This window comes from Bacillus sp. Bwzl_19 (assembly GCF_054900515.1).
Window position 1 is genome coordinate 3,498,567 of sequence record NZ_CM142729.1, and the last position, 26,650, is coordinate 3,525,216.

A 26,650-nucleotide genomic window follows, 5' to 3' on the forward strand; every position below is an offset into this window, starting at 1 on the left:
GTATGGGCAATGTACATAAAAAAAGTCCGCTGCCTTCGTGCATATTTCCCATTTAATGTGACTTTTCATACTGCAGGCAAATAAAATAAGCCAGCAGAGCGCCCCGATATGTTTTAATATCAATCCCCGAGCGTTCCGCAAATTTATCAATCCGATATTGAAGACTGTTGCGGTGCAAATGCAGTTTTTTCGATGTGAGCGACATGTTCGAGTTATGTTCAATAAAAGCCTGAATCGTATGCTTCAGCTCCGGTTCTTTCTGAAACAGCAACGCCGCCTCTTCCTGAAGCAATGCGGAAAGCTTTTCCCTGCTTTCTTCCGTGAGCATTGCCGGAAATACCGTTTCCGCGGTCATCGTGCTCAGCTGCGGGAGATGGCGCCTGCCATTCTGAAAATATTGCTGTTCTCTCCGATAATGATGGCGCAGACGTTCTCCGGCGCCGTAATACCTTCCGATGAAAAAACGGACACTGAAATAAAAATCGGCTTCAAGAACCTTTACAAAAGATGCGATATCATCCTGATCAGGCGCTTCAAGCTTTTCTTCCTCTACAATCACGCCCTGATCCCTTCCCGTCCGGACAACTGTATACGGAACCGGCCAGAAATGGCGAAGCGCTTCCGTAAATGCCCCCCAATCCCTTTCTCCTAATAAATCATAATGGATAAAACGGATACGAGGCTCCTTGACTTCAGGCACCAGGCCCTCTTCCAGCAGAAAACGCCGCCACCTCTTTGCCGCCGCTGTCTCCGGGAAAAAAACGCCCTTCTCTTCAGCGGGTGTCAAAAACGAATTCAGAAGCAGTTTCTCCTTCTGGGTGATATCCTCCTTCGGAATGGCGACATAGACCCGCCTCTTCTCATCATAAAAACAAAAGACATCCTCCGCCGTACAGCACGTATCAGACAACACAGCCCTCGGGTAAATTGCCAATATCGGGTTCATATGCGCTCCTCTCTATCGCTCTATCATATTTTCAGTATAAAACGTCCGGCGGATTGTATCCACTGAGTTTTACGAAACAGCTTTCCGGCTATTTCCCGGGAAACGAATCATAAACGCTTCTGCCGGATATGAAAAAACCCTCTGCACCAGCAGAGGGATCTTTTTTATTTAGAGATATCGACGAAGCCTTCTCCAAACACGTCACGCACATCATGAACAATGACAAACGCCTTTGTATCACAGCTTTTAATAATTTTCTTGAGCATGGAGAGCTCTTGCTTCTGGATGACGATATATAAAATTTCTTTTGACTGCCCTGTGTAATTTCCTTTACCCGACAGCAGCGTCACCCCTCTGTCCATAAGCGTGTTGACCTGTTCAGCGATTTCGTGCTTATGCTCAGATATAATCGTCACCGCTTTTTTCGTATTCAGACCTTCAATGATAAAGTCCATCACCTTCGTTCCGATGTAAAGCATGACAATGGTAAACATCATTTTTTCCGCGCCGATGATGAAATAAGAACTGAAGACGACAATCAGATCAAAGAACAAAAGCGCATAGCTGATATTCCAATCGAGATATTTATTCGCAATCCTCGCCAAAATAGCAGATCCCGCCGTCGTGCCTCCGACTCGAATAATGATCCCGATTCCGACACCGGCAAACACACCCGCAAAAATAGTATTAATAATGAGTTCATGTGACGGCGAGTGCCAATCATGCGTCAGATGCAGAAACAGCGAGTTGGCGACAACCGTAATGATCGTATAAAGCGTTGTTTTTCCGTCTAAAAATTTATATCCGATGATCAATAAAATTCCGTTCAAAATGATATTCGTCACCCCTGGCGACCATTCAAACACATAGTACAAGATCAAGGTAATTCCCGTTACCCCGCCCTCTCCAAGATCATTCGGAATGGCGAATAAATTAACAGCCAATGCAAAGATAAAAGCCCCAATGATCAGCATCAGCACATCCAGCAATCTTTTTTTCATCCCAGACACTCCCTTTTTATAAAATCAAAAAAGCCCGGGGAGAGCACTCTTCATCAAAAGAGCAGAAACTCCCGGGCTTTTATCCCACCGTGTCACAGCAAAAACCTGCTGTGTGTTTTCTCTCGGTCCAGACCAATTCAGCATTGCGGAACCCTAGAAAACCACTGTTTTTTATGTTCAGTTTTTGTATTTCTTTCAAGATTATACGGGAAATCGCGAGCATGTTCAACCTCTCTTTTTTCCATAAACCTATGAAAAATTTGACCGTTCTGACGACACTAAAAAAGGACCTAAAAATACATGACTAAAAAATCATTAAAATACTGTTTTTCTCAAAATTGTATTGACTGAAGGATATTTTACAGGCATTATAGTATATAGTTTTCAAGAAATAGTTTACATAGTAGGAAATATTATGGCAGGCAACTTAGTGTCTTGTAAGGCATGCGGCAAAGAAATCGCTAAAGGCGTTAAAAAATGTCCAAACTGCGGTAAAGATCAGAGAAACTTTTTTATGAGACATAAAATCATCACATTGCTTTTGGCAGTAGTGGTTATTATCATTCTCGTAAACATCGGCGGCGGAGGCGGGTCTTCATCATCTAAAACTGCGTCTTCAAAAGCTGCGGAATCCAAGGAAAAGCTGTATAACATCGGTGACACTGTTAAGACTGAAAAAACTGAAGTTACTGTTACGAAGGTGGAAAAAAGAGATTCAGTAGGATCTGAATTTGTCGAGAAAAAAGCATCTGACGGAGGCGTTATCGTCGCTGTCCAATATACAGTTAAAAATGTTTCAAACAAGCCGTTAAGCTCTTTCTCCATTCCGAGCGTGAAATTAGTAGATTCTAAAGGAACTTCCTATGATCCGGATATTGACGCTTCATCGACTTATGCAACGGAAACAAAAGTGAACAACAGTAAAATTTTAAGTGACCTGAACCCGAACATTAAGGTCACTGGAGTGAAAGCCTTTGAAGTTGATAAAAACGCATACGCTAAAGGCACTTGGAAAATAAAATTCAGCAACGATGTTGAAGTAAAAGTTAAATAATGATCATAACAAAAGAGACCTTCACCATTTGAAGGTCTCTTTCTTTTTACACCTTTTGATATCCGTTCACATTGGAGGATTGCCACTTCCAAGAGTCGGCGCACATTTCTTCAAGACCGCGCTTTGCTTCCCAGCCCAGTTCAGCCTTCGCTTTTGCCGGGTCGGCGAAGCATGCGGCGATGTCTCCCGGGCGCCGGGCGGCAAAACGATACGGCACTGCTTTTCCCGATACTTTTTCAAACGCCTTGACCATCTCAAGAACGCTGTAGCCTCTTCCCGTGCCGAGATTATAGGCATCGGCGCCCGTTGTGTCCAGCACCTTTTCAAGCGCTCTGACGTGGCCCTCGGCAAGGTCAACGACATGGATGTAATCCCGCACGCCTGTGCCGTCCTTCGTCGGATAATCATTGCCGAACACCTGCAATTGCTCAAGCTTGCCGACAGCGACTTGGGCGACGTACGGCATTAAATTATTCGGGATGCCGTTCGGGTCTTCCCCGATCCGGCCGCTCGGATGCGCGCCGAACGGATTAAAGTAACGGAGAAGCGCAATGCTCCATTCAGGGTCCGCCTTATGCAGATCGCGCAAAATCTGTTCCAGCATCAGCTTTGTCTGCCCGTAAGGATTGGTCGCGCTTAACGGAAAATCCTCTGTGATCGGCGTTGTTTCCGGAACGCCGTAAACCGTCGCTGATGAACTGAAGACGATTTTTTTTATACCGTATGCCTGCATGACTTCACATAAAATAAACGTTCCCGTCAGATTATTATGATAATAACGGAGCGGAACAGCCACAGACTCACCGACCGCTTTTAATCCCGCAAAATGAATGACGGCTTCAATCTCATTTTCAGCAAATACCCGTTGAACGGCGTCACGGTCCAGAAGATCCGCTTCATAAAACACAAGCCCTTTTCCGGTAATGTCTTTTACCCGCTCCAATGCTTCCGGTGAACTATTTGACAGATTATCCAGAACCACGATCTCATAGCCGCTGTTTAACAGCTCGACACATGTATGGCTTCCGATATAACCCGCTCCGCCTGTCACTAAAATCGCCATGAAGAAAGCCTCCCCTATTGAATGAACTGTCCATATTATATAGTTTTTTTCTTCCTCAATCATCCATTTCCAAAAAGTTTAATCGTTTAGTCATCGTTTCTTCATAATTTGTTTTCATTCGCGTAAAAAACAGAGCCTTCGATTCAAAACGGGTGGCGAAATAGAAATCCCTCCCCCGCACATGGTAAGATAAGACAAAGGAGATGACGGTATGAAAAATGAAATCATTGAACGCTTTACCTCTTATGTAAAAGTCGATACACAGTCTGACGAAAACAATGAAAACTGCCCTTCAACCCCCGGACAGCTGACTTTGGCCAACATGCTGGCGGATGAATTAAAGTCGATCGGCATGACAGAAATCACAGTCGATGACAATGGGTACGTGATGGCGACTCTTCCGGCTAATACGGATAAAGACGTGCCGACTGTCGGTTTTCTGGCTCACGTGGATACCGCAACTGATTTTACCGGAAAAAATGTGAATCCTCAGATTATTGAGAGCTATGACGGACATGATATCGTTCTGAATGACAAACTCAATGTCGTCCTTTCGCCTGAACAATTCCCGGAGCTTTCCCGCTATAAAGGCCAGACGCTGATCACAACGGACGGCACGACGCTGCTCGGAGCCGACAACAAAGCGGGCATCGCCGAAATCATGACAGCAATGGCGTACTTGATCAAACACCCTGACATCAAACACGGCACGATCCGGGTCGCCTTCACGCCTGATGAAGAAATCGGCAGAGGCCCTCACAAATTTGATGTCGGCCGCTTCAACGCCGCATTCGCTTACACGATAGACGGAGGCCCCCTCGGCGAACTGCAATATGAAAGCTTCAACGCAGCCGCAGCTAAGCTTACTTGTTACGGAAAAAGCGTTCACCCCGGAACGGCAAAAAACAAAATGGTAAACGCTTCAAAAATCGCGATGGAATTTCATCACGCGCTGCCGAAAGAAGAAGCGCCGGAATATACGGAAGGATATGAAGGCTTCTATCACTTGCTTTCCATGAACGGCGACGTTTCTGAAGCCGCCCTGTCGTATATCATCAGAGATTTTGACAGAGAGCGCTTTACAGAACGAAAAGAATATATGCAGAAAACCGCCGACGCGCTTACGGCCAAATACGGCAAAGAAAGCATCAAGCTTGAATTGCATGATCAATACTACAATATGAGAGAAAAAATCGAACCGGTCAAAGAGATCGTCGACGTCGCATATCAAGCCATGAAAAACCTCGACATCGAACCGATTATCGAACCGATCCGGGGCGGAACCGACGGATCACAGCTCTCTTACATGGGACTGCCGACGCCGAACATCTTCACCGGCGGCCAAAACTTCCACGGAAAATATGAATACATTTCTGTCGATCATATGGAAAAAGCGGTAAACGTTATTGTTGAAATCGCCAGGCTGTTTGAAGAACGCGCGTAAAACCAAAGCCCCCTGCTTTGGTTTTTTTCTTTCACGTGAAACCTTTCCTTCTTTCTTTACGTATATAAGGTATGAAATGGAAAAAAGGAGTGAAGACTATGGCAAGAGGCACTGTAGCGAAAGAATTGAAAAAAACCTTAAAAGACCCGCGCGTTTTGGAAACGAAATCAAATCCTTTTAAAAAGCTGCGGAAAATGTTCAAACGATTTTTTTAAGATAACTTATCGTTTTCTTACAAAAAATAAAGAAAGCGCTGTCAATCTATAATCATCTGTTAGAAGCAGTTATTTTGCATATCATAGGATTTTTTAGGGTACTGAATAACACAAGGCAAACGAAAACACTGAATTAGTTAATTCGACTCTGTTAAAAAATAGTAAAAAAGTGATATAAACGTTAATCATTCAGCAGCCGATACAATCTATAGAACCACAACATGAGTGAAATCCCTTGCAACTTATAGTCGTTTTTACGGAAAATGTCGTTATTTTTTAAAAAAGTGACAATTGTTTGAATACTTTTCGTTTGTTTTTTCGTACAATAATAATACCAAAACTTTTTTTGGGAGGTATGTAAAATGATGCTACTTATTTTTGCTGCTTTGACAGGATACCTGGTTTTCTCTTTCAGTAAGGACAACCGCCGGAAAACGCCAAAGACAAGCCCGCTGGTGACAGCTGCCGACACGAATAACATCATTGATTTAAATGCGATCCGTCAAAAACGCCGGATGCCGCTATCATAAAAAACGACAGCTGCCGCAAAATCGGCAGCCTTTTTTTATGCACCTGCCTATATGAAACCATCCGCCTCCTTTTTACGTACAACATAAAAAAGGAGTTTTTTTATGAATCATTTTTATATCAAAGAGCGGGTGTTTACATTTAAGAATCGGTTTCAAGTGTTTCTTGAAAGCGGAAAAGAAGTCTTCAATGCGGAGGGAAAGTTGTTTTCGTTCGGCGATGAACTGAAGCTGACTGATTTGGACGGACGCACACTCGCCAGCGTCAGTCAGAAACTGATGTCGCTCGTTCCCCGTTACGAGATTTCCGTAAGCGGCAAACCTGTATGCCAAGTCATCAAGAAAGTAACGTTTTTCAAACCGAAATTTGAAATTTCCGGCCTCGGCTGGGATATTACCGGCGACGTGTGGGGACGGAATTTTCAAGTGACAGACGGAAAATCAAGCCGGATGACCGTCAGTAAAACATGGATGAGCTGGGGCGATTCCTATCATCTGCAGATTGAAAATGAAGAGGATATCGTTCTTTGTCTCGCAATCGCAATTGTGATTGATATGGTTCTATTTGAGGGTGACAAATAAAAATATTTATCGAAATATATTGACAATTCTAGAAAACATACTAAGATTAATAGTATTACAGTTTATTCTGAAAAATAGCATATTTCCTTATCAAGAGAGGTGGAGGGACTGGCCCTATGATACCCGGCAACCGCTGTTCAGCAGAATGGTGCTAAATCCTGAAGATAAGGTTGAGATTTGCGGACGCAAGCTCTTCCCTATCCGAGGGAAGAGCTTTTTTATATTTCATCAGGAAAGAAGGAATCGTTCATGTCACAGCAAAACACAGAGCAACCATTGCACACTCTTCTAAGAAAAAACCCGCCGTTTCGCGCGGATCAGGTCGGAAGCCTGCTGCGGCCGGCGGCTGTGAAGCAAGCCCGTCTGCAAAGAGCGGCTGATGAGATTTCGGCAGAACAGCTGCGCGAAATCGAAAACAAAGAAATCATCCGCAGTGTGGAAAAGCAAAAAGAAACCGGCCTCAATGTCGTGACAGACGGCGAATTCCGCCGTGCCTGGTGGCATTTCGATTTTCTCGAAAACTTAGACGGCGTCGAAGCGTTTACGCCTGAGAGCGGCATTCAGTTCCACAACGTACAGACGAAAGCGCGCGGCATTAAAGTAACGGGAGATATTGAATTTTCTCAGCATCCGATACTTGAAGATTATAAATTCCTGCACAGCATTGCCGGCGATGCTGTGCCAAAAATGACCATCCCAAGCCCGAATATGCTGTTTTTCCGCGGAAAATTGGAAAAAGCGGCGTATCAGAACGATTACCAACAATTTCAGCATGATGTATCACAGGCGTATAAAAAAGCGATTCAGGCTTTCTATGACGCCGGGTGCCGCTATCTTCAGCTCGATGATACCGCATGGGCCGTTTTCTTATCGGAGGCGGGGCTTCGTCAGATTGAAGCTTTCGGCACGACGCCGGATGAGCTGCGCAGGCTGTTCGCCGCTTCCATTAATGACGCCATCAAAGATCGTCCTGCCGATCTGAAGGTTACGATGCATATCTGCCGCGGCAACTTCCAGTCCACATGGACGGCTGAAGGCGGATATGATGCGGCGGCGGAAACGATTTTTGACGGACTTGACCTTGACGGATTGTTCTTGGAATATGATGATTCCCGCTCCGGCGGCTTTGAACCGCTTCGTTATGTCAAACGCTCTGATCTTCAGCTTGTGCTCGGTTTGATTACGTCGAAACACGGCGAACTCGAAGACAAGGATGCGGTTAAACGCCGGATTGAAGAAGCTTCTCAATATGTCAGCCTGGATCAGCTTTGCCTCAGCCCGCAATGCGGGTTCGCTTCGACTGAGGAAGGAAATCTGATCACAGAAGAACAGCAATGGGCGAAACTGCGCCATGTCGTCGACATTGCCGATGAAGTCTGGAAATAAAAAAAAGACACGCTTACAGCGTGTCTTTTTCGTTTTACAGCGGATCGGTTCCGATTAAAATATCGATATCTATCGTAATATCAGCCGCTTTCCGGCTGATAAAGCGCTGAATGCTTTCATCAGAACATTTCCATGTTAAGGGCGTCATTTTCACAAGCAGCTCAAGATCAGGCTGCGATAAGGTCTTCGTGTAACACAGCCGCTTGCGCTCAAAGGCTTGAAAGCCGGTTTGGAAACGGACGGCCGCAGACTCAGCGGTATCATTCCGTTCAGGACTGTCTCCGAAGAAGAATTCCCTTACTTCTTTCAAGTAATCGCGCCGCGGCACCGCTTTAATGACTGTGCCGCCCTTTCTTAAAAGCCTGCTGCATTCCTTGTAATTCCAAGGTGACAAAACAGACAGAATCACATCAAAACTGCTGTCGGCAAACGGCGTATCCGCCACATCAGCGACGGCAAAAATATTATGATCCCCGAAGGCTTTTGCAGCTTGCAGCACACCTTCTTTCGAGATATCAATGCCGATTCCCGTCACGGAAAAAGCGGGCTGCAGCAATCTGCATACAGCGTCTAAATGGGAGCCCTCTCCGCATCCCGCATCCAATACCGCCGCCTGTTTTCGCGGAGATTGAATACGGCTGATGATGACGGCGATCTCTTTTTGAACCGGCGAAAAAAACTCCCGCCTCTCAAAAAGCTCGTGTCTCGCTTCGAACAGCTGCCTGTCATAGCGGGTTTTGACCGATTTATTGAGGAAATTCACATAGCCTTGTTTTGATATATCAAATGTATGCCCATGTCCGCATATCAGGCTTTGATATTGCGAAACCGCCATGGCCGTGCGGCATAGCGGACACCTGAATACGGACTGGCATGCATTCAGTAATTCCGCGCGTTTTCTTTTCATAGACGTCAAAAAAAACACCTCATTCATTCGTTATTCTGATGAAATGAAAAAGGCATAGACAAATAAACCTCACCAAATTGGAAGGTTTAACCTATTTATCTATACCTCTCATTATCTGTAACGAATGAACTGGATGATCATGAAGATGACCCCTTTTCTGCCGTCTTTTGAAGGCTGTGCCCTCAGATCCATTTTATCAGCTGCGTCCCGTTCTTACAATGAACCGAACTGTTTCTGCGTGCACTTTATACCATTAAAATCCAATTACTTTTACATATCCTTTATTTTCTTTATTTATAATATAAATTTATTATTTTGAAAATATCCAAAAAGGTTGATTTTCAAAAATTGAAACGATAAAATACTGCTATCTCATGTAATATCGTTATTCTTGTATATGATCAGTAATATGGTCTGATTGTTTCTACCTAGTGCCGTAAAAGACTAGACTACAAGGAAGTTTGCATAAATTTGAACGAGTGAAAAGCATATGACGCTGTCTATTCTTTTCTTTTGGCTCTTATTTATCACACTTTCTGACTTTCAGGAATTTGTGACGAATAAGAGCTTTTTTTATTTCCATAATACCCTTATAGGAGTTGCTCACATGTACTTTTTATTGAACATTGTCGGTCTCATTGTTGTCATGGCTGTTGTTTTCTTATGTTCTCCCAACAAGAAGAAGATTAAATGGCGTCCGATTGTCATGCTCCTCGTCTTTGAGTTTCTGATTACTTGGTTTATGTTAGGGACAAAAGTCGGCGGCTTTGTCATCGGGAAGATCGGCGCATTCTTTACATGGCTGATTTCCTGCGCCAGTCAAGGGATTGCATTTGCCTTTCCGTCTGTCATGGCGAATCCGACGGTTGATTTTTTCTTCAGCGCGCTGCTGCCGATTATCTTCGTTGTGACCTTCTTTGATATGCTGTCGTATTTCGGTATTCTGCCGTGGCTCATTGATAAAATCGGCTGGCTGATTTCTAAAATATCCCGTCTGCCGAAGCTGGAGAGCTTTTTCTCCATTCAGATGATGTTTTTAGGAAATACGGAAGCTTTAGCCGTCATCCGCCAGCAGCTTGCCGTCGTCAACAACAATCGGCTTCTGACATTCGGGCTGATGAGTATGAGCAGCATCAGCGGTTCGATCATCGGATCGTACTTGTCGATGGTCCCGTCCACTTATGTATTCACAGCGATCCCGCTGAATTGCTTAAACGCTCTTCTAATCGCAAATATGCTGAATCCTGTGGACGTTTCTAAAGAGGACGATATTATTTACGTCCCTTCAAAAGCGGAGAAAAAAGACTTCTTCTCCACGATTTCGAACAGTATGCTCGTCGGCATGAACATGGTCATTGTGATTTTAGCGATGGTCATCGGGTATGTGGCGTTAACGGCCGCGTTAAACGGCGTGCTCGGACTGTTCATGCACGGTTTGACCATTCAAAAGATTTTCTCTTACATCTTCAGTCCGTTTGCCTTTCTTCTCGGATTAACCGGACATGACGCGATGTATGTCGCACAGCTGATGGGCATCAAGCTCGCAACGAACGAGTTTGTGGCCATGGCCGATCTGAAGGGGCAGCTGCATTCACTGCCGCCGCACACGATTGCCGTTGCGACGACATTCCTGACATCATTCGCAAACTTCAGCACCATCGGTATGATCTACGGATCGTATCAATCTCTGCTTGATGGTGAAAAGTCAGCCATCATCGGGAAAAACGTCTGGAAGCTGCTTGTCAGCGGAATTGCCGTTTCCTTATTGAGTGCGGCGATTGTCGGATTGTTTGTCTGGTAAACGAAAAAAGCGATACCGCTCCGTTTTGGAGAGATATCGCTTTTTTTATTGATAGACGGATGCAGGTACGGAAACGTCCCGGATTCCCGCCGCGTATGGTCCAAGATCATATTGTCCGAACACAACGGCAATGCCGTTTTTCGTAAAGAAGAAAGGTCTTTCGTTATTCAGGGTGATCTCCTGTTTTTTGACGTCTTGGTCGAACAGATCGTCATGTTTCTTGATGTAGCCGTACAGATAGTCTCTCGTTTTGTTTACCTTCGTTTTCGTATTCAGCACATCACTGAGTGCGACCTGTTTTTTTGCGGCCAGATCATAATTAAAGGTCTGTACGGATGTCATCCCGTGTGCGCCGCCTGTGTAACTGTAGTTCTCCGTCTGAATGCTGAGCTTGCCGTCTTGATTATACTTCACCTTGAAATCTGTTTGGTATTCCGCTTTGTAGCCTTGTTTCTCACCGTCTTTTTTGTTTTTCACATATTCTTGATATGAATGGTCAATATAACGTTTGAAGTCCTGATTGATTTTCTTTTCAAAAGATGCGTTTCCCGTATTTGTGACCTCGGGGTACGTCAGCTGCTTCACTTGCTTATACGTATGGCTTTTGACAACGGGCTTTGCGGTTTGCGCGGCCTCGGCTGAAGCCGCAAATCCTCCGAACGGCGCGGCTGTCAGCACTGCCAAAAGCACAGCCGCCATCATTTTGAATGTCTTTTTCATCACAACTCCTCCTTTTTATTTACCGTTCCCTTTTTGAAAACGGGTTACACTCTATAGACAGCGCAGATCAGGAAATTGTTTCTGGGCCATTTCTCACATTTTCTCCATCAAAAAAAGAGACATGGAAAATCCACGCCTCTTTTACCGTGAAGGTCTTTGCGCAATGGCTTCATAAACGGCTTCCGCCAGATCGGAGTTGCCGAACATCTCCAAAACGCCGATAACGGTTTGATCAGGAATCGACTCAGATTCCTCCTTCGGCACGACAAGCTCTTCAGCCGTTTTTCGCAGCTCTTCGTTTAAAGGCTGTCCGGGATAAGCCCTGCTGTAAATCGCCATCGGATCAAGGTCATGATTGACGCACCATTGGGCAAACACCAAAATCATCATGTTTTCGTCACGCCGGTAATATTCTTCGAGTTGTTTTTGATTCATGTGCTTTGCTCCGCTATTATTTTTTTTATTACTTTATCATATTTATATTAAGACTTCATTCTTTTTAGGTTTTAAGGGATTGGACATACCAAAATAATCCATAATCAACTCAGCTAATGAGTTATTATCAGGCGGAGTAATCTTAATTTTCTCATTATAGAGTTTTGCAACTTTTGTTTTTATTTTTTTATCCGCTAAAAATTGAATTAATTTTTCCTTTTCACTTCCAGCTTCATAATTTGTTGGAATAAGTAATGAAGCTGTTCCATCAATTCTTGAAAATTTAATGTTTGGATTAAAACTATATAATGTAAATAACTTTTGTATATCTTCATTTGCATTTGCATTTATAATTTCTTTAATAGTTTCATAAAAAGTCTTTGGATCTAAACAATCTTCGATAACTGTTTGTTCATAATACTGACCTTGTTTCCACGGTTCTAAAAGTCTAACTGATTCGATATTATTACTTTTTAATGTTTGTAACCTTCTCAAATCCACTTTTCCATAACTTTCAGTTGCTTTTGAAACATTGATCTTTACTCGATCAGTATCAATCATACAAAGAATTTTTCCACTCATTGCTTGGGCTGTAGTTTTATCGGATAAAGGATAACTCAATAAACCATATAATTTAATCACATTAGAACATCCACCAACAGGTAAAATTTTAAAATTCCCCGCATCTTTTAATAATTCTTCAAGGTATAATTTATCTGTACTTCCTTCGCATATAATCCAATTAGTATTTTTCATAGATTTTGAGTAACTAATAATGCTAGTTGCTAAATCAAACATACTTTTTAATGCTATATCATCCGGAAATCTTCTTCTTTCATCTAAATAATCAAAAAAACTAAAATCTGAAATCGAAACACTTCCTTCTATTTCTTTACTCACATGAAGTAAATGACCGCTATTGGTGATGGGCAGAGATCCATACCAATGGGTCGTTATCATGACTTGTCTATTAAAATCTTTCGAAAGTCTTTCTAACCTCTCGAACTGCGGAAAACAATTAACAACATTCATAGACACTTCTGGTTCATCAATAGCCAGAATTAATTCTCTATCCATTTCTTTCACATTTGAAAGAAATGCATATGCAATGTCTATTAATGCCTTTCTCTGCTCACCAGAACTTAGTTTTTGGACTTCTCTATTTTTGTACCTTAATGGTCTTTTTGAAAAGTAAGCTTCAATAACTTTTTCTCTTATATCTGTTACTGTTAAATTTCTCTTACTATTTGCTTCGGGACTGTAATTATATTGATTATCAATCGCTTTTATAGAATTATTTATATCTTCCATAAATTTATTAAGATAATCATTTATAAAGTTTAAGAAACTTTTATTTTTCCCTTCTATTTCATACCTACTTGTCAGTACCTTATCAATTTCTAGTAAGATATCTTTGTTCATTAAAGTTTGCATTTGTTTATCTTCAATTTTCAAAATTTCGTTAGCACTTTGTTCCACAGGAATATAAACATAAGCATAGTGTTCTTTTATTAATTTCCTTATCTTTTCTATTTTTTTATGTATTCTTTATTTCCTAATATTTTTTCAAAGTAGCTCTCGAAAGGAGCAAGTGTTGGCTTTCCATTAAATTTCACGCCTGAGGGAAGTATATAGTATTCTTGTTCAGAATAGTTAGTTGTTAGGTATTCAATAAACTCGTAAAAATTTTCAATGTATTCCCTTCTAGCAGCTCCTTTTAACCAATCTTGTATACCGCTCCAGAATTTGTTGCTTATAATATTTATATCCTCTAAAGTTTTTTTATTTCCATCTATCTCAGACCTGCTGTATCGATTTGAATTAATAATAAATTCTTCAAATTTATTCCTTTCAATAAAAAATACAGGGGTTATATACCGATCCTCTCTCCTAGATCCTCTTGTTGCATTCCAATCTCGTCCATTAAAGAAAACATCAAGTGACTCCAAAATTCCACTTTTGCCTACACCATTTGCACCAATATAGACAGCATACTTTTGCTCATTGTTATTTGCTATAGGTGCAAAAATTGATTTTGCATATGACTTATATCCGTTAATAAAAGTTCCCACAATCATAATACTTATCCCCCCTAAAATTTTTATTATATTCCAGAATATCACACTTAAAATAATTATTCCATTCTAAAAAACTAAAAAAGTACCCTTAGCAGGGTACTTTTTACTATCTTTATATGTTTCTGTCCCAATGCCGATGCTCGGCTACGGCCTTCAGAAATTGTTCATGGTTTCCGTCCGGAACAAGGCCGGGGCCGCTTTCGGTTCCGGCGGCGAGGGTGAGAAGTTCTTTTCCTTCTCCGGAGGCACCGATCGCTTTGTAATGACTGAAGGCTTCACTGACGAAGTCTTTAGCCGCTTTTCGGGCTTTGAGACTGTCTGTGCTTCGTTGCCCGCCCGGAATGAAAACAGCATCATACAGGACGGAATCCGCTGTCAGGAAAGTGGCTGACGCTTCCAGCTCCGTACCGTTTTCTCCCTTGACGGTTCCAAGTGCAGGGCTGATGATATCGGCTCTGACTCCCGCCTCTTTGCATACGGCAAGCAATTGTTTGACTTCCTCGTCCGCAAACCCGTGATCGGCCAAAACCGCGACCTGTCTTGTGGCTGCTGTTTTCACCGTGTTTTCCTGACTTAAGGCCGGGGAAGTGAAGGTTTCATCAGATTCACGATCCTTCGGCGGCGGGTTCACTCCGATTCCCTTCGCAACGCGCTCGGCAAGCTCGGCGTCGACGTGACTGAAGACATTCACCACCTGCTGCTGCACATCCTTGCTGTTTACTTTCCCTACCTCAAAACAGAACGCGGAAATGATATGTTCCTTTTCGGCGGGAGACATGCTGTTCCAGAACATCTTGGCCTGAGAAAAATAGTCATTGAAGCTCTCACTGCGCTGGCGGATTTTTCTGCCTTCTACTTTTTCCTGATAATGAACGTATCCGCCTTCTTCTTCTGAGGCCGGCGACGGATCATTATTCTGCAGAGAATTCTTATGATAGGCGACAGGGCCCTTATTAATCGTCATCCGGTGGTAGCCGTCGTATTGGTTGTTATGGAACGGACAGACCGGCCGGTTGATCGGAATCTCATGAAAATTCGGCCCGCCAAGACGGATGAGCTGTGTGTCTGTATAAGAGAAAAGCCGTCCCTGTAAAAGCGGGTCATTGGTAAAATCAATGCCCGGCACGACATTTCCCGGGTGGAATGCGACCTGCTCTGTTTCCGCAAACACATTATCCTGGTTGCGGTTCAGCGTCATTTTTCCAATAATCTTCACCGGCACAAGCTCTTCCGGCCACAGCTTGGTCGGGTCAAGAATATCAAAATCAAACTTGAATTCATCTTCTTCATCAATCATCTGAACGCCAAGCTCGTATTCAACCTTGCCGCCGTTTTCAATGGTTTCCCACAGATCGCGGCGATTGAAATCGGGATCTTTCCCGGCAATTTTCTGCGCTTCATCCCATACGAGTGAATGAACGCCGAGAACCGGCTTCCAGTGGAATTTCACGAAACGCGCCTTTCCTTTCTCATTGACGAAACGGAATGTATGTACGCCGAAGCCCTCCATCATTCGGTAGCTTCGCGGGATTCCGCGGTCAGACATCGTCCACATCACCATGTGCGCGGATTCAGGATTGTTGGCGACAAAATCCCAGAACGTATCATGAGCCGTCGCAGCCTGAGGCATCTCATTGTGCGGTTCCGGTTTTAAGGCGTGAACGAGATCCGGGAACTTGATCGCGTCCTGAATGAAGAACACCGGAATATTGTTTCCGACAAGGTCGTAATTCCCTTCTTCGGTGTAAAACTTCGTCGCAAATCCCCTGGCGTCACGGACTGTGTCGGCTGACCCCTTGGAGCCCGCCACTGTTGAAAAACGAACGAAGACAGGCGTTTTGACAGACGGGTCCTGCAAAAATTTCGCCCTTGTGTATTCCGTCATCGGTTCGTACACCTGAAAATGCCCATGAACGCCGTACCCGCGCGCATGAACGACCCGCTCCGGAATCCGCTCGTGGTCAAAATGCGTCATTTTTTCGCGAAAATGAAAATCCTCCATCAGCGTGGGGCCGCGGACACCCGCTTTTAAAGAATGCTCATCCTCAGACACACGAAGCCCCTGATTGGTCGTCATTTTTTTGCCGCTGTTATCTGCCCGGTACTGCTCCAGCTGCTCGTCCTTTGAGTGTTCATTTACACGTTTGTTTTGATCCTCACTCATGTCTATTCCCCCTTATCAAACGAAACATTCTACAGCACATTTACCCGCGGCGTTCTTCATATAAACTGCTGATCTGCTGATTAGGATTTTAGGTCTACATATAAATATGCGGCCATACACATTTGAAATAAGCCTTCTTCACAGAAAGAAAGTGCGGAAGCGCTTACCAAAATAGCTGTTGAACAGGGGAGGTCATATCGTGCTTGCCATACTCGGTTTTGTGATGATGATTGTCTTTATGTATCTTATTATGTCTAACCGGCTTTCCGCTCTTATTGCTTTGATTGTCGTTCCTGTTGTGTTTGCCCTGATCAGCGGATTCGGCAAAGATCTCGGGGAGATGATGATTCAGGGCGTGACAGACCTCGCACCTACCGGTATCATGCTGTTATTCGCCATCCTGTATTTCGGCATTATGATTGACTCAGGCCTGTTTGATCCCCTCATTGCCAAAATCTTATCGCTTGTCAAAGGAGACCCGTTAAAAATCGCCGTAGGCACAGCGGTTCTGACAATGACCATTTCGCTGGACGGAGATGGGACAACAACCTATATGATTACCATCGCGGCGATGCTGCCTTTATACAAACGGCTCGGCATGAACCGTTTGGTGTTAGCGGGAATAGCGATGCTCGGTTCAGGGGTCATGAATATTATTCCTTGGGGCGGGCCGACTGCGAGGGTTTTGGCTTCCTTGAAATTGGACACGTCAGAGGTCTTCACGCCGCTGATTCCAGCTATGATCGCCGGCATTCTCTGGGTGATCGCCGTTAGTTATATCCTCGGCAAGAAAGAGCGGAAGCGGATCGGCGTCATTTCGATTGATCACGCGCCCTCTTCCGTGCCTGAGGCGGCGCCGCTCAAACGTCCCGCTCTTCAATGGTTCAACCTGCTGCTGACTGTCGCACTGATGGCCGCACTGATCACCAGCCTGCTGCCGCTTCCTGTTCTTTTTATGACCGCGTTCGCCATCGCCTTAATGGTCAACTATCCGAATGTCAAAGAGCAGCAGAAACGAATCTCGGCGCATGCGGGTAATGCGTTAAACGTTGTCTCAATGGTGTTTGCGGCAGGCATATTCACAGGCATTCTCTCCGGCACAAAAATGGTGGATGCGATGGCTCATTCCCTCGTTTCACTCATCCCTGATGCCATGGGCCCGCACCTGCCGCTGATCACTGCGATCGTCAGCATGCCATTCACCTTTTTCATGTCGAATGACGCCTTTTACTTCGGTGTCCTTCCCATCATCGCCGAAGCCGCTTCCGCTTACGGAATAGACGCCGCTGAAATAGGAAGGGCCTCCTTGCTGGGGCAGCCGGTGCATTTGCTCAGCCCGCTTGTGCCTTCCACCTATCTATTGGTCGGAATGGCAGGCGTCAGCTTTGGCGACCATCAAAAATTCACCATCAAATGGGCCGTGGGGACAACGATTGTAATGACGATTGCGGCGCTTTTGATTGGGATTATTTCGTTTTAATCAAAAAAGGATTTCCGCCCAGCGGAAATCCTTTTCTGTACATTATTTTTTTGTATAGCGCACCCAGTCGTAATGAGCGTATAGCGGATTTACGCCATTGTAGGAACCGAGCCAATCATCGACACCCGTACCATTCCACAAATTCATCATGATTTTCCCCGGCGCTGCCGGTATTTGGGTTGTCGCAGTATGTTTTAATTGCCCATCGACATACCATTTAATAGAGTTTGGCTGCCAATCGAACGCATACGTATGATAGGCATTGGCTGCATCAAATCCGAGATCCGCCAACTTCTCATGGTTTCCTGCGCCATTTGTATAATAGTTAAATTGAACCTTTGTTGTGTCTTTTCCCAAAAATTCGATATCAATCTCATCCCAAGGAGTCCCCTCCGTTGGACCTGTATAAGTGAAGAACGATGAAACAATCCCTGTGTTTTTAGCCGGTTTCATTCTGACTTCATAAAGTCCATAGCCATATGTTTGAACCGAGCGGTTTTCCCCGCAGTCAAACTTGTTATAAGACGGACTTGTCAGCGCCAAACGCATTTCACCTGATGACGTCATAGAGACGTTATTCGCACGCCAAGTGCAGTTAAACATATCTCCATTTGAGTAACCATCAGCTTTTTGCCATAACCCGGAGTTATAGCTGTTAAAAGGTTCAAAAAACGATCCGCCTGTTTGAGCCGAAACACTAGAAGTGATCCCACACAAACTCATAAACAATCCGGTGACAAGAATTAGCAACACTCGTTTCATGTTAGCATTCCCCCTTTTTTGAACACGCTTTCTTTATTGATCATACATGATCCTTTTCAAAGGGAACATCGGTCGAAATAATGATAATCCTTCTGTTAAAAAATACAAACCTAAACTACCATCAGCACAGACAGATAGGTTTTGCCTGCTTATCCGTAACAATCCTATATATGAATGGAAGAAACAATTAATACGAGGAAACGCTTTCATTATACTTGTTTGACTACCCTTTCTATGTGAATCGTTAAATACAGCAGCTCGTCACTGGTGAGCTTATGCCCATACTCTTTCTCAATGTAGGTATGGATATTCTTCGTGCATTTATACGCCTGATGATACTTTTCTTTCACTGTCTCCAGTAAAAAATCGTCCTGGCTTTCCATGTGTGTGCCGTTAAAAAGACGCTGTGCGAAAAACTTTAAGTGGGTGACAAATCGATAATAGTGCAGCGATTCTTCGTTGAATTCAATCTTAAAATGGTATTTTACGATACTCAAAATCTCTTGCATGACTTTTGTAATGTTGATGATATTGGGCATCTCTTCATTCAGCTCGGCATTTACAATATGCAGCGCAATAAAGCCCGCTTCATCCTCCGGCAGAGACACGCCAGTCTTGTTTTTTACCATGGCCAACGCTTCTTTGCCGATGGCAAATTCGTCTTTGTACAGCCGCTTTGTTTCCCACAGCAAGGCATTTTTGATATCGAGCCCTTTCTGATTGCGCTGAATGGCAAAGTTAATATGGTCGGTCAGCGATACATAGATGCTGTCGTTGAGTTTTTTGCCGAGCTGTAATTTCGCATAGCTGATAATCTCTTCGGATACTTCCATACACTCGATCGGAATTTCATACAAAAGGGTTTTGAACTTTTCGGATACATCTTTGTTATCGAGCGTGAACACTTTCTCAATGAGGGCTTCATCTACCGGGTCTCCCGTTTTCTTTTGAAAAGCAATGCCCCGGCCCATGATGACCAATTCCTGATTGCCTTCCTTGAGCACACTGACGACATTATTATTAATGACTTTCGCAATCTTCAATTCCGTCTCCCTCCCACCTGACCATTTACCTGTTACACCTTGATTGTACATCCTTTTTGAACTAGGTCAATATCTCCAGGTCAATCAGAAAACTCCGTTCAGAAATCATTGTCCAACTATGTGACAGAGGCGCATATAATGCAGAGAACCGGTTTTTGAGAAGGAGCGTGTGTGATGAAACGGTTTTCGAAAGAAGAAAGCAGCTGGATGCTGTATGATTGGGCCAATTCAGCTTATTCCGTCATTATTATGACGGCGGTGTTCCCCCTGTTTTTTAAAGCGGCTGCGGCTGAAAACGGCGTCAGCGCGGCCGATTCCACCGCTTATTTGGGCTATACAATTGCCGCCGCGACTTTTATTTTGGCGATGCTCGGCCCCGTCTTAGGAACGATTGCCGACTACAAAGGATGCAAGAAACGGTTTTTCGCTTTCTTTTTCCTGATCGGTGTGGCGGGCACCGCCGCGCTGGCTTGTATTCCCGGTGAATCTTGGGTGCTGTTATTAATTTGTTATACGATTTCCACGATCGGCTTTGCCGGGTCTAATGTGTTTTATGATGCGTTTCTCGTAGATGTGGCCGCAAAGGAGCGGATGAACATGGTGTCCGCCAGGGGGTTCGGGCTGGGCTATATCGGCAGTACGATCCCTTTTCTTCTCAGCATTGCCGTCATCCTGTCAGCACAAGCGGAGGTGATTCCGCTGTCCGCCCAGGCTGCGGGCCGCATTGCCTTTTTGATTACGGCCGCATGGTGGGGGCTGTTCACGATCCCGCTCCTTCGCCGCGTCCGCCAGCGCTATTATATCGAGAGAGAGCCTCGGCTTGTGATCAGCAGTTTTAAACGGCTTGCCGGCACGCTGAAGCAGATCAGGAAGTACCGGGCGCTGTTTTTGTTTCTGCTCGCTTATTTCTTCTACATCGACGGGGTCGGCACCATCATCACGATGTCGACGTCATACGGGGCTGACCTCGGCATCAGCGCTGCAAATCTGCTGATTGTTTTATTTGTCACGCAGGTCGTCGCCGCCCCTTTTTCGATTTTGTACGGGAGACTGGCCGAACGGTTTAAGGGGAAAACGATGCTTTACGCCGGAATCGGCGTGTATATGATTGTCTGCACGTATGCTTATTTTATGGATTCCGCTTTTGATTTTTGGATTTTGGCTATGCTTGTCGCCACTTCTCAAGGCGGGATTCAGGCTCTGAGCCGCTCGTACTTTGCCAAGCTCGTCCCCAAACAGCACGCCAATGAATTTTTCGGCTTTTATAATATTTTCGGCAAATTCGCTTCAATTATCGGGCCGCTTTTGATTGCCGTAACCGCCCAGCTGACCGGGAATTCGTCAGCCGCCGTGTTCAGCCTGATACTATTATTTGTGATCGGCATTGCCATCCTTGCGTTTGTTCCGGAGGAGACGGCGTAAAAAAAAGCCTGCGTGCACAGCAGGCTTTCTTTTTTATTTCTTGGCTTTATGGACTTTCAGTTTTTTGCCTTTGACCGTCGTATTTTTCATAATGCTGAGAACGTGCGGGCCTTTGCCGTTCAGAATCTCGACGTACGAAGCGTTGTCCAGAATCGTGATAATGCCGATATCATCTGCTGAAACGCCGTCGATTTTCGCAATCGTTCCGACAAAATCGACCGCCCTGATTTTTTTCTTTTTTCCGCCGTTAAAGTACAGCTTCATAATGTCTTTGTTTAACTGTTCGCTTTTGTCTGTTTTGACGTCGGGGCGGGCGTTCAATTTTTCCGCAAAAGCCGCTTTCCGTTCCGCTGTTTCTTTCTCTGACGGCGCCTCCCGCTTTTTGATGCGGAAACCGATATATGTCTCAATGTCATTCAGAAATCGCGATTCAGACGGCGTCACAAACGTAATGGCCCGTCCACGGTGTCCGGCGCGCCCCGTTCTGCCTGTGCGATGCACATAGCTTTCTTTTTCAAGCGGAATATCATAATTGATAACGAGGCTGATGTTTTCGATATCAATTCCTCTGGCGGCTACGTCGGTCGCAATCAGATAGCGGAACTCGCCGCGCTTGAACTCATTCATGACGTCAAAGCGGTCTTCCTGCACCATGCCGCCGTGAATTTTATCGCAAGGATAGCCCAGCCTGTCCAGCTCATCGGTTAACTGGATAACTCTTTCTTTTGTCCGGCAGAATATGATGCAGCTGTCCGGGTTTTCAGTGATCAGGACGTCACGCAGCAATGATGATTTATCCTCTTCTGCTGCTCTGGTGACAAAATGCTCGATGTCTTTAGTCGTCAGGCCTTCCGCTTTTACTTCAATCAATTCCGGGTCCTTCATATATGTGCGGCTCAGCTTCTCAACGTCGTCCGGCAGCGTCGCTGAAAACAGCATGGTGACTCTGTTTTTCGGCAGGTGCTGAATGATGGCTTCCACCTGTTCAATAAACCCCATATTCAGCATTTCGTCCGCTTCATCAATCACCACATACGCCAGCCGGTCAAGCGGCAGCGTCCCTTTTTCTATATGGTCAAGCACACGCCCCGGCGTTCCGCAAACGACATGGCTTTTTTGCTTCAGTTCGGTTTTCTGTTTATCAAAAGAAGCTTTTCCGAAAACCGCCGTAGCTTTTATCCGTTTAAAACGGCCGATATTCGTGATATCTTCTTTTATCTGCGCCGCAAGCTCGCGGGTCGGCGTTAAAATCAGCGCCTGCGGTTTGTTTTCCTCCCAATCCGCAAGCTCACAAATCGGAATGCCGAAAGCCGCGGTTTTGCCGCTGCCCGTCTGCGATTTGACGACGAGATCTTTTTTTTGCAGCGCGGCGGGGATGACGCGCCGCTGCACTTCAGTCGGCTCGGTATATTGAAGTCCTTCCAACGCTCTTGCGATGTCGAGGCTGATAGAAAAATCTTTAAATTCGCTCATGAATAAACTCCTTCTCTGTCTAACTCCCCTCATTATACGCGAAACGCCGCCGCTTTACCCTGACGTTTTGCCGGGCCATTCGGAGGACTGCTTTTTCTTCATGTCAAGTACGACCCATTTGGCGCAATAAAAGCTCATGCTTCCTTCCACGTCATCGACATAATAGCGTATCGATTCCCAGCCGCCGTCGACCGGGCTGATATCCAGACGGATGTCGGTGATGCTTTCAAGATCATCCAGCCGGGCAGCGCTCACACCTTCAAACCGCAGCACAGCATCATACTGTCCATCAGTCAGCTTCAGCTCAAATACCGGGATTTTATCATAATACTCGTTATACCCAGTAAAGAAAGTAAACTCCGTCAATTCAAAACACCCCGGTGAATCCGGCCTCAGCATAACTGCTTTCTCATGTTTGTGCCACTCCATTTTGTGTCTCCTTCTTTACAGCTGATTTGGCATGCCTGGTTTATACGGTATTTTTTCACAATACGTATGTATTTCCGGTTACTTATATCCCTGCATCCATTCTCTTAATTCTTCTGTGGTATGCAGATATGAATCAGGCGAATCTTTCAGATCAAACCCGCTCAAATACACGAGCATCTCCCAAACGTTTTCATCCTCAACCTCCGGATCATGTGCAGCCACATACTCACACGCCCAATCCGACACTTCTTCCCTTGCCGCTTGACCGTTCAGGATCAGATCAGCCTTCTTCAGACATTCTGCCATTGTTGGTTCTTTCACGTTAGAAACCTGCTTTTCGATTTCCTTTCATTTCTTGTTTAAAATGCTGACTAACAGCCTCCTGGCCCGTTCGTGCAGCCTGACTTCCTGGCTGAGCTCCGGGTAATCTGTTAAAGCGTTTTCCAGATGCGCATATTGAGGATACAGCTCAAAAAAGGATTTATATAAGGCTTTACGCTGCCGCGCAGGCATTTGTTTATTCGCCAAAACAAAATCTAAGCTGCCGCAGACAAGCGCGAAATATTCATAAAAATCCCCCGCGCAGGCAACCTCCTCAAAGTCTTCTTCAAAACTCCCCGCATCTGAGGGTAGCGGACCCTCCAATTCTTTTTTGTGAAACTTCAGGTTTCTGATGAGGTCATCATTTAAAGAATATCTGCTGGATCTCAACATTTCATTTAGCCGAAAAGAATTCATTTTGTTTCCCATTACTTATATCCCGCTTGTAGATCCCCGAAGTCGAGACCGCGTAAATGGCATTACTTGTCAGCTTCAGCTGATGCCCCGAAAGCTCACCGCCATCCGGATCACAGCACGTTACCTCTTGCACCGGCAGACTGACATCAGCCGGAATGAAGGACAGTGAATGATCATCTTTGCATATCCAAAACCCGTCATCTGAAATCGCAAGCTGGTCATATACCCCTGAACATGCTTTATCAGAAATAATCCACACTCGTTTCACGTCGGTTTCATCAAACGCAGCAATGACTGTATATGAATAATACAGCATGTAGATCAGTCCGTTTTTTTCTGCAAGCGCATAGCAGTCATCTACAACGGGCGCATATATTTCTGAAAGCTGCTGATCAATATGCGTTTCCTTTAATTGTCCGTCTAAAGTGAAGCACAGCATACTTTGACCATTTGAATTTTCATCATCATAAATGCCTTCATCACTTAAACCGACCCATAGGTTTTGTTTCTCATCCAGAAGACTGCATGAAGCCCCTGAAGGCAGAGAAAATACACTTTGTTCTTTTCCATCTGCTGAAAATACCTTCACTTTATGCTCATGCGATTCAAAGAAAACCAACACATACCTGTCATCCGAACTCTGTTGAAACAGCATAATATCCTCACTCGGAATTTGTTCATCGATATGAACCTCTCGGGTGTCGCCGGATTCCTCCGTGATCGTAAACGAAAGACTGCCATTCTGATGCCGTCCGAGATACAGACGCCCGCAGCCGTCAAAATGACAGAAACATCCTTTTACCAGATCGTCATGTATCTTGTTCATTTTTATTTTCATGCAATTGCCCCTTGCTATTTATAATGAGCGGCGAGCTTTTTTTGAAATTCATCCGGAACAATCTGATCCGGGAATACAACTGATATCCAGTCTAAAACATGATCATCTAACGGCCTCCATGATTCTAACGTTTTTCCCGCAATCTCCTGATCAATGCCTAAAATACAAATTTCAAATTCCCTCTCTCCGTAAATCGCCCACTTGAAAGTCGGTGAAGCCCAAACAACACGAGATGCAATGTTCAATATACAGTCATTTTTACTGTGCTTTGGATAATCAGTTAAGATTGAAAGATATTCATCTGCAGTTATATGCAAAGGGATCTTTAACCAGTTAAAATATCCGAATTCCCCGTAAAACCGATTCATATCATCCGAGTGTTCCAGAACGGCCATTAAGATAAATTCATCGTGATGATGATGCGCCAAACTTTTGAGCATCATCCAGCCTTCATCAGACAAGACCCAGTGGAATTCCTCGAATAGATAATAATGTTTTTGTTGTTTAAATACTTGTTCGGGCAACGTTTTGTCTTCATGAAATAAGGAATATATCTGGGATTGAAAGACTGCCGATTCCTTTGTGTTCTTTATAAAAAAGGGGTGCATCTTGTACCTCTCTTCGGCGGTTTATATGCAAGCTCACAGCCGTATTCTGTGTGGAATAAACGGTTTCCCACGTATAAATGTATTTGCTGCAGATCCACGGTTTGGTTTCTGTCCTTTAAGAAAAGAGAGGCTGGGAACCTCTCTTATTTGTTTATTTATGACTTCGAATGATACGCATAAAATGATTGATTATCAAAGCGGACTGTTTCAGCTTCTATAGCAATCAGCATTCTGTTCATGTCAATGAGAAAGTTAGCATTTGATTGGTACTCCGGAATTACAGAATTTGATAGATTTCCGATTCCTTCCGGGTGATAACTCATCTCAAATACTTGCCAATTGTATTCTTCGGGATCTATTTTTTCTAATCTCATATCACCAATATCTGCGCTAAAATAAACAGATGCTACATTTTGAAATAATATTTTATGTGTATATTCACTTTCTTTTTCAAAAACCTTAATATTAAGTGAAAGTTCTTTTTTAAACACATTAAAGTCAAAATGAAGGACAGCGCACCCCTCATCTATATAATCAACCCACTCATTTATTGTTTTGTACATCGTTTATCTCCTAAGGAAGTTTTGGAGGATTTTTTGTGTCTTTGAGATCTGATTTTAAAGTCTTCACGAAAAATTCTAGCTTTTCTTCATTACAGTTCAATTTATAGACAGTTGTATTTGAATAATTTTCTACAAATCTAATTATAAATCTGTAATATTCGTTTTCTTTATCAATTCTCAAAATAAAAAATGGTTCAATTGTTTCTAAACGTATCCTATCTTGATTCCCTGCTAATAATGCTTCAATCCCTGATATCAGCATTTTATATTCACTTTCTAATAAAGCGGCGGAGTAATCCCGGGCGATTACTTTATTATGTTCCAACAGTTCAAACATTGTTGAGATAAAAGGATCATCCTCCGCCTCTTGGTACCTTCTCGGTGTTATGTCAAGTTCCAGACAATCATCTCTAATTTTGGCCATGCTGCCTCCTCGTTTTGGGTGAAAAGAGAGGCTGGGAACCTCTCTTCGCATTAACAGACTAGGATTCATTTACCATTTCAATCATTTCTGCCGCTTCTAAGTACAATTCATTTATCTTGTTTTGAATTTCTTTTGCGATTTCTTCATCACTTTCTAGATCTGATAAATATCCAGCTTTACCTGAAAACAACTTTTTTTCACAAACCCTAAATGGTCTACACAATAGCCGTCTTCATTATCGCGAAAGTCGGTGCCGTCCAAATAAGTTGCAGAAAAAAATATCAGTGAATTATAGGTACTCTTAAAACAATCTGAGGCCCGTACTTCTTTTCCTATTTTTTTTCGTCTCTAAAAGCAGCTTCAATTTTCAAACCCATTTTTCTAAACTTTTCTTGATTGTTTCTTATTTTGTTTAATGCGATTCGTTCAAATTGTTTTTCTATTTGTAAGATCTCTTTTTGTGTAATAGAACGCAGGTTGATTTTTTTCATATTACACCTCAGTATTCTGGAATTATCCTCTTTCCATAGCCAGTAATGAGTTAAAG

28 protein-coding genes and 3 riboswitches are annotated in these 26,650 nt (G+C 43.9%); of the genes, 8 read left to right on the plus strand and 20 right to left on the minus strand.

Annotation, left to right across the window (positions count from 1 at the left end; translation table 11 throughout):
- Window positions 1-52: 52 nt before the first annotated feature.
- Window positions 53-946, minus strand: a complete 894-nt coding sequence (locus ACW5MY_RS18550; RefSeq protein ID WP_013354094.1) for a PucR family transcriptional regulator — start codon at window positions 944-946, stop codon at window positions 53-55.
- Window positions 947-1,110: 164 nt separating this feature from the next.
- Window positions 1,111-1,947, minus strand: a complete 837-nt coding sequence (locus tag ACW5MY_RS18555; protein WP_003150818.1) for a YitT family protein — start codon at window positions 1,945-1,947, stop codon at window positions 1,111-1,113.
- A gap of 66 nt (window positions 1,948-2,013) precedes the next feature.
- A riboswitch (guanidine-I (ykkC/yxkD leader) is annotated at window positions 2,014-2,115 on the minus strand.
- Between the two features lie 346 nt (window positions 2,116-2,461).
- Here ACW5MY_RS18555 and ACW5MY_RS18560 point away from each other — a divergent pair.
- On the plus strand, window positions 2,462-3,001 hold the full coding sequence (locus tag ACW5MY_RS18560; RefSeq protein ID WP_127721200.1) for a DUF4352 domain-containing protein: 540 nt from the start codon (window positions 2,462-2,464) through the stop codon (window positions 2,999-3,001).
- Between the two features lie 46 nt (window positions 3,002-3,047).
- On the opposite strand, the gene galE is transcribed toward ACW5MY_RS18560, so the two are convergent.
- Entirely contained in the window at window positions 3,048-4,064 is a 1,017-nt protein-coding gene (gene galE, locus ACW5MY_RS18565) for a UDP-glucose 4-epimerase GalE (RefSeq protein WP_013354096.1), read from the minus strand.
- A gap of 211 nt (window positions 4,065-4,275) precedes the next feature.
- On the opposite strand from galE, the gene pepT reads away from it, so the two are divergent.
- The 4 genes from pepT (at window position 4,276) to ACW5MY_RS18585 (ending at window position 8,218) form a co-directional block, all read left to right on the plus strand.
- The gene (gene pepT / locus ACW5MY_RS18570; RefSeq protein ID WP_013354097.1) at window positions 4,276-5,508 is read left to right on the plus strand and encodes a peptidase T; all 1,233 of its coding nucleotides are present in this window, start codon (window positions 4,276-4,278) and stop codon (window positions 5,506-5,508) included.
- Window positions 5,509-6,085: 577 nt separating this feature from the next.
- Window positions 6,086-6,253, plus strand: coding sequence for a hypothetical protein (locus ACW5MY_RS18575; RefSeq protein ID WP_003150808.1), 168 nt, complete (start codon window positions 6,086-6,088; stop codon window positions 6,251-6,253).
- Between the two features lie 102 nt (window positions 6,254-6,355).
- Window positions 6,356-6,832, plus strand: coding sequence for an LURP-one-related/scramblase family protein (locus ACW5MY_RS18580; RefSeq protein WP_013354098.1), 477 nt, complete (start codon window positions 6,356-6,358; stop codon window positions 6,830-6,832).
- 84 nt (window positions 6,833-6,916) lie between these two features.
- A riboswitch (SAM riboswitch) is annotated at window positions 6,917-7,003 on the plus strand.
- Window positions 7,004-7,081: 78 nt separating this feature from the next.
- Window positions 7,082-8,218 carry a 5-methyltetrahydropteroyltriglutamate--homocysteine S-methyltransferase gene (locus ACW5MY_RS18585; RefSeq protein WP_462061640.1) on the plus strand — a complete coding sequence of 379 codons (1,137 nt, stop codon included), beginning with the start codon at window positions 7,082-7,084 and terminating at the stop codon, window positions 8,216-8,218.
- A 34-nt stretch (window positions 8,219-8,252) separates the two neighbouring features.
- Here the strand turns inward: ACW5MY_RS18585 and ACW5MY_RS18590 are convergent, their stop codons facing one another.
- Complete coding sequence (locus ACW5MY_RS18590; RefSeq protein WP_013354100.1) at window positions 8,253-9,134, minus strand: methyltransferase domain-containing protein; 882 nt, start codon at window positions 9,132-9,134, stop codon at window positions 8,253-8,255.
- A 362-nt stretch (window positions 9,135-9,496) separates the two neighbouring features.
- A riboswitch (purine riboswitch) is annotated at window positions 9,497-9,597 on the plus strand.
- A 135-nt stretch (window positions 9,598-9,732) separates the two neighbouring features.
- Between ACW5MY_RS18590 and ACW5MY_RS18595 the strand changes: the two genes are divergently transcribed.
- Window positions 9,733-10,926, plus strand: coding sequence for a NupC/NupG family nucleoside CNT transporter (locus tag ACW5MY_RS18595; protein ID WP_013354101.1), 1,194 nt, complete (start codon window positions 9,733-9,735; stop codon window positions 10,924-10,926).
- A gap of 45 nt (window positions 10,927-10,971) precedes the next feature.
- Here the strand turns inward: ACW5MY_RS18595 and ACW5MY_RS18600 are convergent, their stop codons facing one another.
- The 5 genes from ACW5MY_RS18600 to ACW5MY_RS18620 all read right to left on the minus strand — a co-directional run bounded on the left by ACW5MY_RS18600 (window position 10,972) and on the right by ACW5MY_RS18620 (window position 16,323).
- A complete protein-coding gene (locus tag ACW5MY_RS18600) occupies window positions 10,972-11,646 on the minus strand; it encodes a DUF3298 and DUF4163 domain-containing protein (RefSeq protein WP_013354102.1) in 675 nt (224 codons plus the stop codon).
- 141 nt (window positions 11,647-11,787) lie between these two features.
- Window positions 11,788-12,081 (minus strand): hypothetical protein, encoded by a 294-nt coding sequence (locus ACW5MY_RS18605; RefSeq protein WP_013354103.1) that lies wholly within the window; start codon window positions 12,079-12,081, stop codon window positions 11,788-11,790.
- A gap of 42 nt (window positions 12,082-12,123) precedes the next feature.
- A complete protein-coding gene (locus ACW5MY_RS18610; RefSeq protein WP_462061641.1) occupies window positions 12,124-13,536 on the minus strand; it encodes an ATP-dependent nuclease in 1,413 nt (470 codons plus the stop codon).
- 74 nt (window positions 13,537-13,610) lie between these two features.
- Window positions 13,611-14,159: an OLD family protein gene (locus tag ACW5MY_RS18615; protein ID WP_289394033.1), complete on the minus strand. Its 549-nt coding sequence runs from the start codon at window positions 14,157-14,159 to the stop codon at window positions 13,611-13,613.
- 112 nt (window positions 14,160-14,271) lie between these two features.
- The gene (locus ACW5MY_RS18620) at window positions 14,272-16,323 is read right to left on the minus strand and encodes a catalase (RefSeq protein WP_013354105.1); all 2,052 of its coding nucleotides are present in this window, start codon (window positions 16,321-16,323) and stop codon (window positions 14,272-14,274) included.
- Between the two features lie 199 nt (window positions 16,324-16,522).
- Between ACW5MY_RS18620 and citH the strand changes: the two genes are divergently transcribed.
- Window positions 16,523-17,803: a citrate transporter CitH gene (gene citH / locus ACW5MY_RS18625; protein ID WP_014471234.1), complete on the plus strand. Its 1,281-nt coding sequence runs from the start codon at window positions 16,523-16,525 to the stop codon at window positions 17,801-17,803.
- A 42-nt stretch (window positions 17,804-17,845) separates the two neighbouring features.
- Here the strand turns inward: citH and bglS are convergent, their stop codons facing one another.
- On the minus strand, window positions 17,846-18,565 hold the full coding sequence (bglS, locus tag ACW5MY_RS18630) for a beta-glucanase (RefSeq protein WP_013354107.1): 720 nt from the start codon (window positions 18,563-18,565) through the stop codon (window positions 17,846-17,848).
- Window positions 18,566-18,774: 209 nt separating this feature from the next.
- A complete protein-coding gene (gene licT / locus ACW5MY_RS18635; protein WP_013354108.1) occupies window positions 18,775-19,608 on the minus strand; it encodes a BglG family transcription antiterminator LicT in 834 nt (277 codons plus the stop codon).
- Window positions 19,609-19,779: 171 nt separating this feature from the next.
- Between licT and ACW5MY_RS18640 the strand changes: the two genes are divergently transcribed.
- Window positions 19,780-21,030 (plus strand): MFS transporter, encoded by a 1,251-nt coding sequence (locus tag ACW5MY_RS18640; protein WP_088030659.1) that lies wholly within the window; start codon window positions 19,780-19,782, stop codon window positions 21,028-21,030.
- Between the two features lie 33 nt (window positions 21,031-21,063).
- On the opposite strand, the gene ACW5MY_RS18645 is transcribed toward ACW5MY_RS18640, so the two are convergent.
- From ACW5MY_RS18645 to ACW5MY_RS18685, 9 genes are all read right to left on the minus strand, one after another.
- The gene (locus ACW5MY_RS18645) at window positions 21,064-22,503 is read right to left on the minus strand and encodes a DEAD/DEAH box helicase (RefSeq protein ID WP_014471235.1); all 1,440 of its coding nucleotides are present in this window, start codon (window positions 22,501-22,503) and stop codon (window positions 21,064-21,066) included.
- Window positions 22,504-22,557: 54 nt separating this feature from the next.
- Window positions 22,558-22,932: a hypothetical protein gene (locus ACW5MY_RS18650; protein WP_013354111.1), complete on the minus strand. Its 375-nt coding sequence runs from the start codon at window positions 22,930-22,932 to the stop codon at window positions 22,558-22,560.
- A gap of 78 nt (window positions 22,933-23,010) precedes the next feature.
- Entirely contained in the window at window positions 23,011-23,253 is a 243-nt protein-coding gene (locus ACW5MY_RS18655) for a hypothetical protein (protein ID WP_014471236.1), read from the minus strand.
- A 27-nt stretch (window positions 23,254-23,280) separates the two neighbouring features.
- Window positions 23,281-23,646, minus strand: coding sequence for a YxiJ family protein (locus ACW5MY_RS18660; RefSeq protein WP_041481747.1), 366 nt, complete (start codon window positions 23,644-23,646; stop codon window positions 23,281-23,283).
- A 1-nt stretch (window position 23,647) separates the two neighbouring features.
- Complete coding sequence (locus ACW5MY_RS18665) at window positions 23,648-24,508, minus strand: hypothetical protein (protein ID WP_013354114.1); 861 nt, start codon at window positions 24,506-24,508, stop codon at window positions 23,648-23,650.
- A gap of 14 nt (window positions 24,509-24,522) precedes the next feature.
- Window positions 24,523-25,116, minus strand: a complete 594-nt coding sequence (locus ACW5MY_RS18670) for a hypothetical protein (protein ID WP_013354115.1) — start codon at window positions 25,114-25,116, stop codon at window positions 24,523-24,525.
- 155 nt (window positions 25,117-25,271) lie between these two features.
- Entirely contained in the window at window positions 25,272-25,679 is a 408-nt protein-coding gene (locus ACW5MY_RS18675; RefSeq protein WP_013354116.1) for a YxiG family protein, read from the minus strand.
- Window positions 25,680-25,689: 10 nt separating this feature from the next.
- Window positions 25,690-26,103 (minus strand): WapI family immunity protein, encoded by a 414-nt coding sequence (locus tag ACW5MY_RS18680; RefSeq protein WP_014471237.1) that lies wholly within the window; start codon window positions 26,101-26,103, stop codon window positions 25,690-25,692.
- Between the two features lie 332 nt (window positions 26,104-26,435).
- Window positions 26,436-26,594, minus strand: coding sequence for a hypothetical protein (locus ACW5MY_RS18685; protein WP_013354119.1), 159 nt, complete (start codon window positions 26,592-26,594; stop codon window positions 26,436-26,438).
- Between the last annotated feature and the right edge of the window lie 56 nt (window positions 26,595-26,650).

Bases quoted from the DNA above. Each gene is read 5' to 3' on its own strand.
- ACW5MY_RS18550 (WP_013354094.1), bottom strand. From the start codon at position 946: ATGAACCCGATATTGGCAATTTACCCGAGGGCTGTGTTGTCTGATACG.
- ACW5MY_RS18555 (WP_003150818.1), bottom strand. From the start codon at position 1,947: ATGAAAAAAAGATTGCTGGATGTGCTGATGCTGATCATTGGGGCTTTT.
- ACW5MY_RS18560 (WP_127721200.1), top strand. From the start codon at position 2,462: ATGAGACATAAAATCATCACATTGCTTTTGGCAGTAGTGGTTATTATC.
- galE (WP_013354096.1), bottom strand. From the start codon at position 4,064: ATGGCGATTTTAGTGACAGGCGGAGCGGGTTATATCGGAAGCCATACA.
- pepT (WP_013354097.1), top strand. From the start codon at position 4,276: ATGAAAAATGAAATCATTGAACGCTTTACCTCTTATGTAAAAGTCGAT.
- ACW5MY_RS18575 (WP_003150808.1), top strand. From the start codon at position 6,086: ATGATGCTACTTATTTTTGCTGCTTTGACAGGATACCTGGTTTTCTCT.
- ACW5MY_RS18580 (WP_013354098.1), top strand. From the start codon at position 6,356: ATGAATCATTTTTATATCAAAGAGCGGGTGTTTACATTTAAGAATCGG.
- ACW5MY_RS18585 (WP_462061640.1), top strand. From the start codon at position 7,082: ATGTCACAGCAAAACACAGAGCAACCATTGCACACTCTTCTAAGAAAA.
- ACW5MY_RS18595 (WP_013354101.1), top strand. From the start codon at position 9,733: ATGTACTTTTTATTGAACATTGTCGGTCTCATTGTTGTCATGGCTGTT.
- ACW5MY_RS18600 (WP_013354102.1), bottom strand. From the start codon at position 11,646: ATGAAAAAGACATTCAAAATGATGGCGGCTGTGCTTTTGGCAGTGCTG.
- ACW5MY_RS18605 (WP_013354103.1), bottom strand. From the start codon at position 12,081: ATGAATCAAAAACAACTCGAAGAATATTACCGGCGTGACGAAAACATG.
- ACW5MY_RS18615 (WP_289394033.1), bottom strand. From the start codon at position 14,159: ATGATTGTGGGAACTTTTATTAACGGATATAAGTCATATGCAAAATCA.
- ACW5MY_RS18620 (WP_013354105.1), bottom strand. From the start codon at position 16,323: ATGAGTGAGGATCAAAACAAACGTGTAAATGAACACTCAAAGGACGAG.
- bglS (WP_013354107.1), bottom strand. From the start codon at position 18,565: ATGAAACGAGTGTTGCTAATTCTTGTCACCGGATTGTTTATGAGTTTG.
- ACW5MY_RS18645 (WP_014471235.1), bottom strand. From the start codon at position 22,503: ATGAGCGAATTTAAAGATTTTTCTATCAGCCTCGACATCGCAAGAGCG.
- ACW5MY_RS18650 (WP_013354111.1), bottom strand. From the start codon at position 22,932: ATGGAGTGGCACAAACATGAGAAAGCAGTTATGCTGAGGCCGGATTCA.
- ACW5MY_RS18660 (WP_041481747.1), bottom strand. From the start codon at position 23,646: ATGTTGAGATCCAGCAGATATTCTTTAAATGATGACCTCATCAGAAAC.
- ACW5MY_RS18665 (WP_013354114.1), bottom strand. From the start codon at position 24,508: ATGAAAATAAAAATGAACAAGATACATGACGATCTGGTAAAAGGATGT.
- ACW5MY_RS18670 (WP_013354115.1), bottom strand. From the start codon at position 25,116: ATGCACCCCTTTTTTATAAAGAACACAAAGGAATCGGCAGTCTTTCAA.
- ACW5MY_RS18675 (WP_013354116.1), bottom strand. From the start codon at position 25,679: ATGTACAAAACAATAAATGAGTGGGTTGATTATATAGATGAGGGGTGC.
- ACW5MY_RS18680 (WP_014471237.1), bottom strand. From the start codon at position 26,103: ATGGCCAAAATTAGAGATGATTGTCTGGAACTTGACATAACACCGAGA.
- ACW5MY_RS18685 (WP_013354119.1), bottom strand. From the start codon at position 26,594: ATGAAAAAAATCAACCTGCGTTCTATTACACAAAAAGAGATCTTACAA.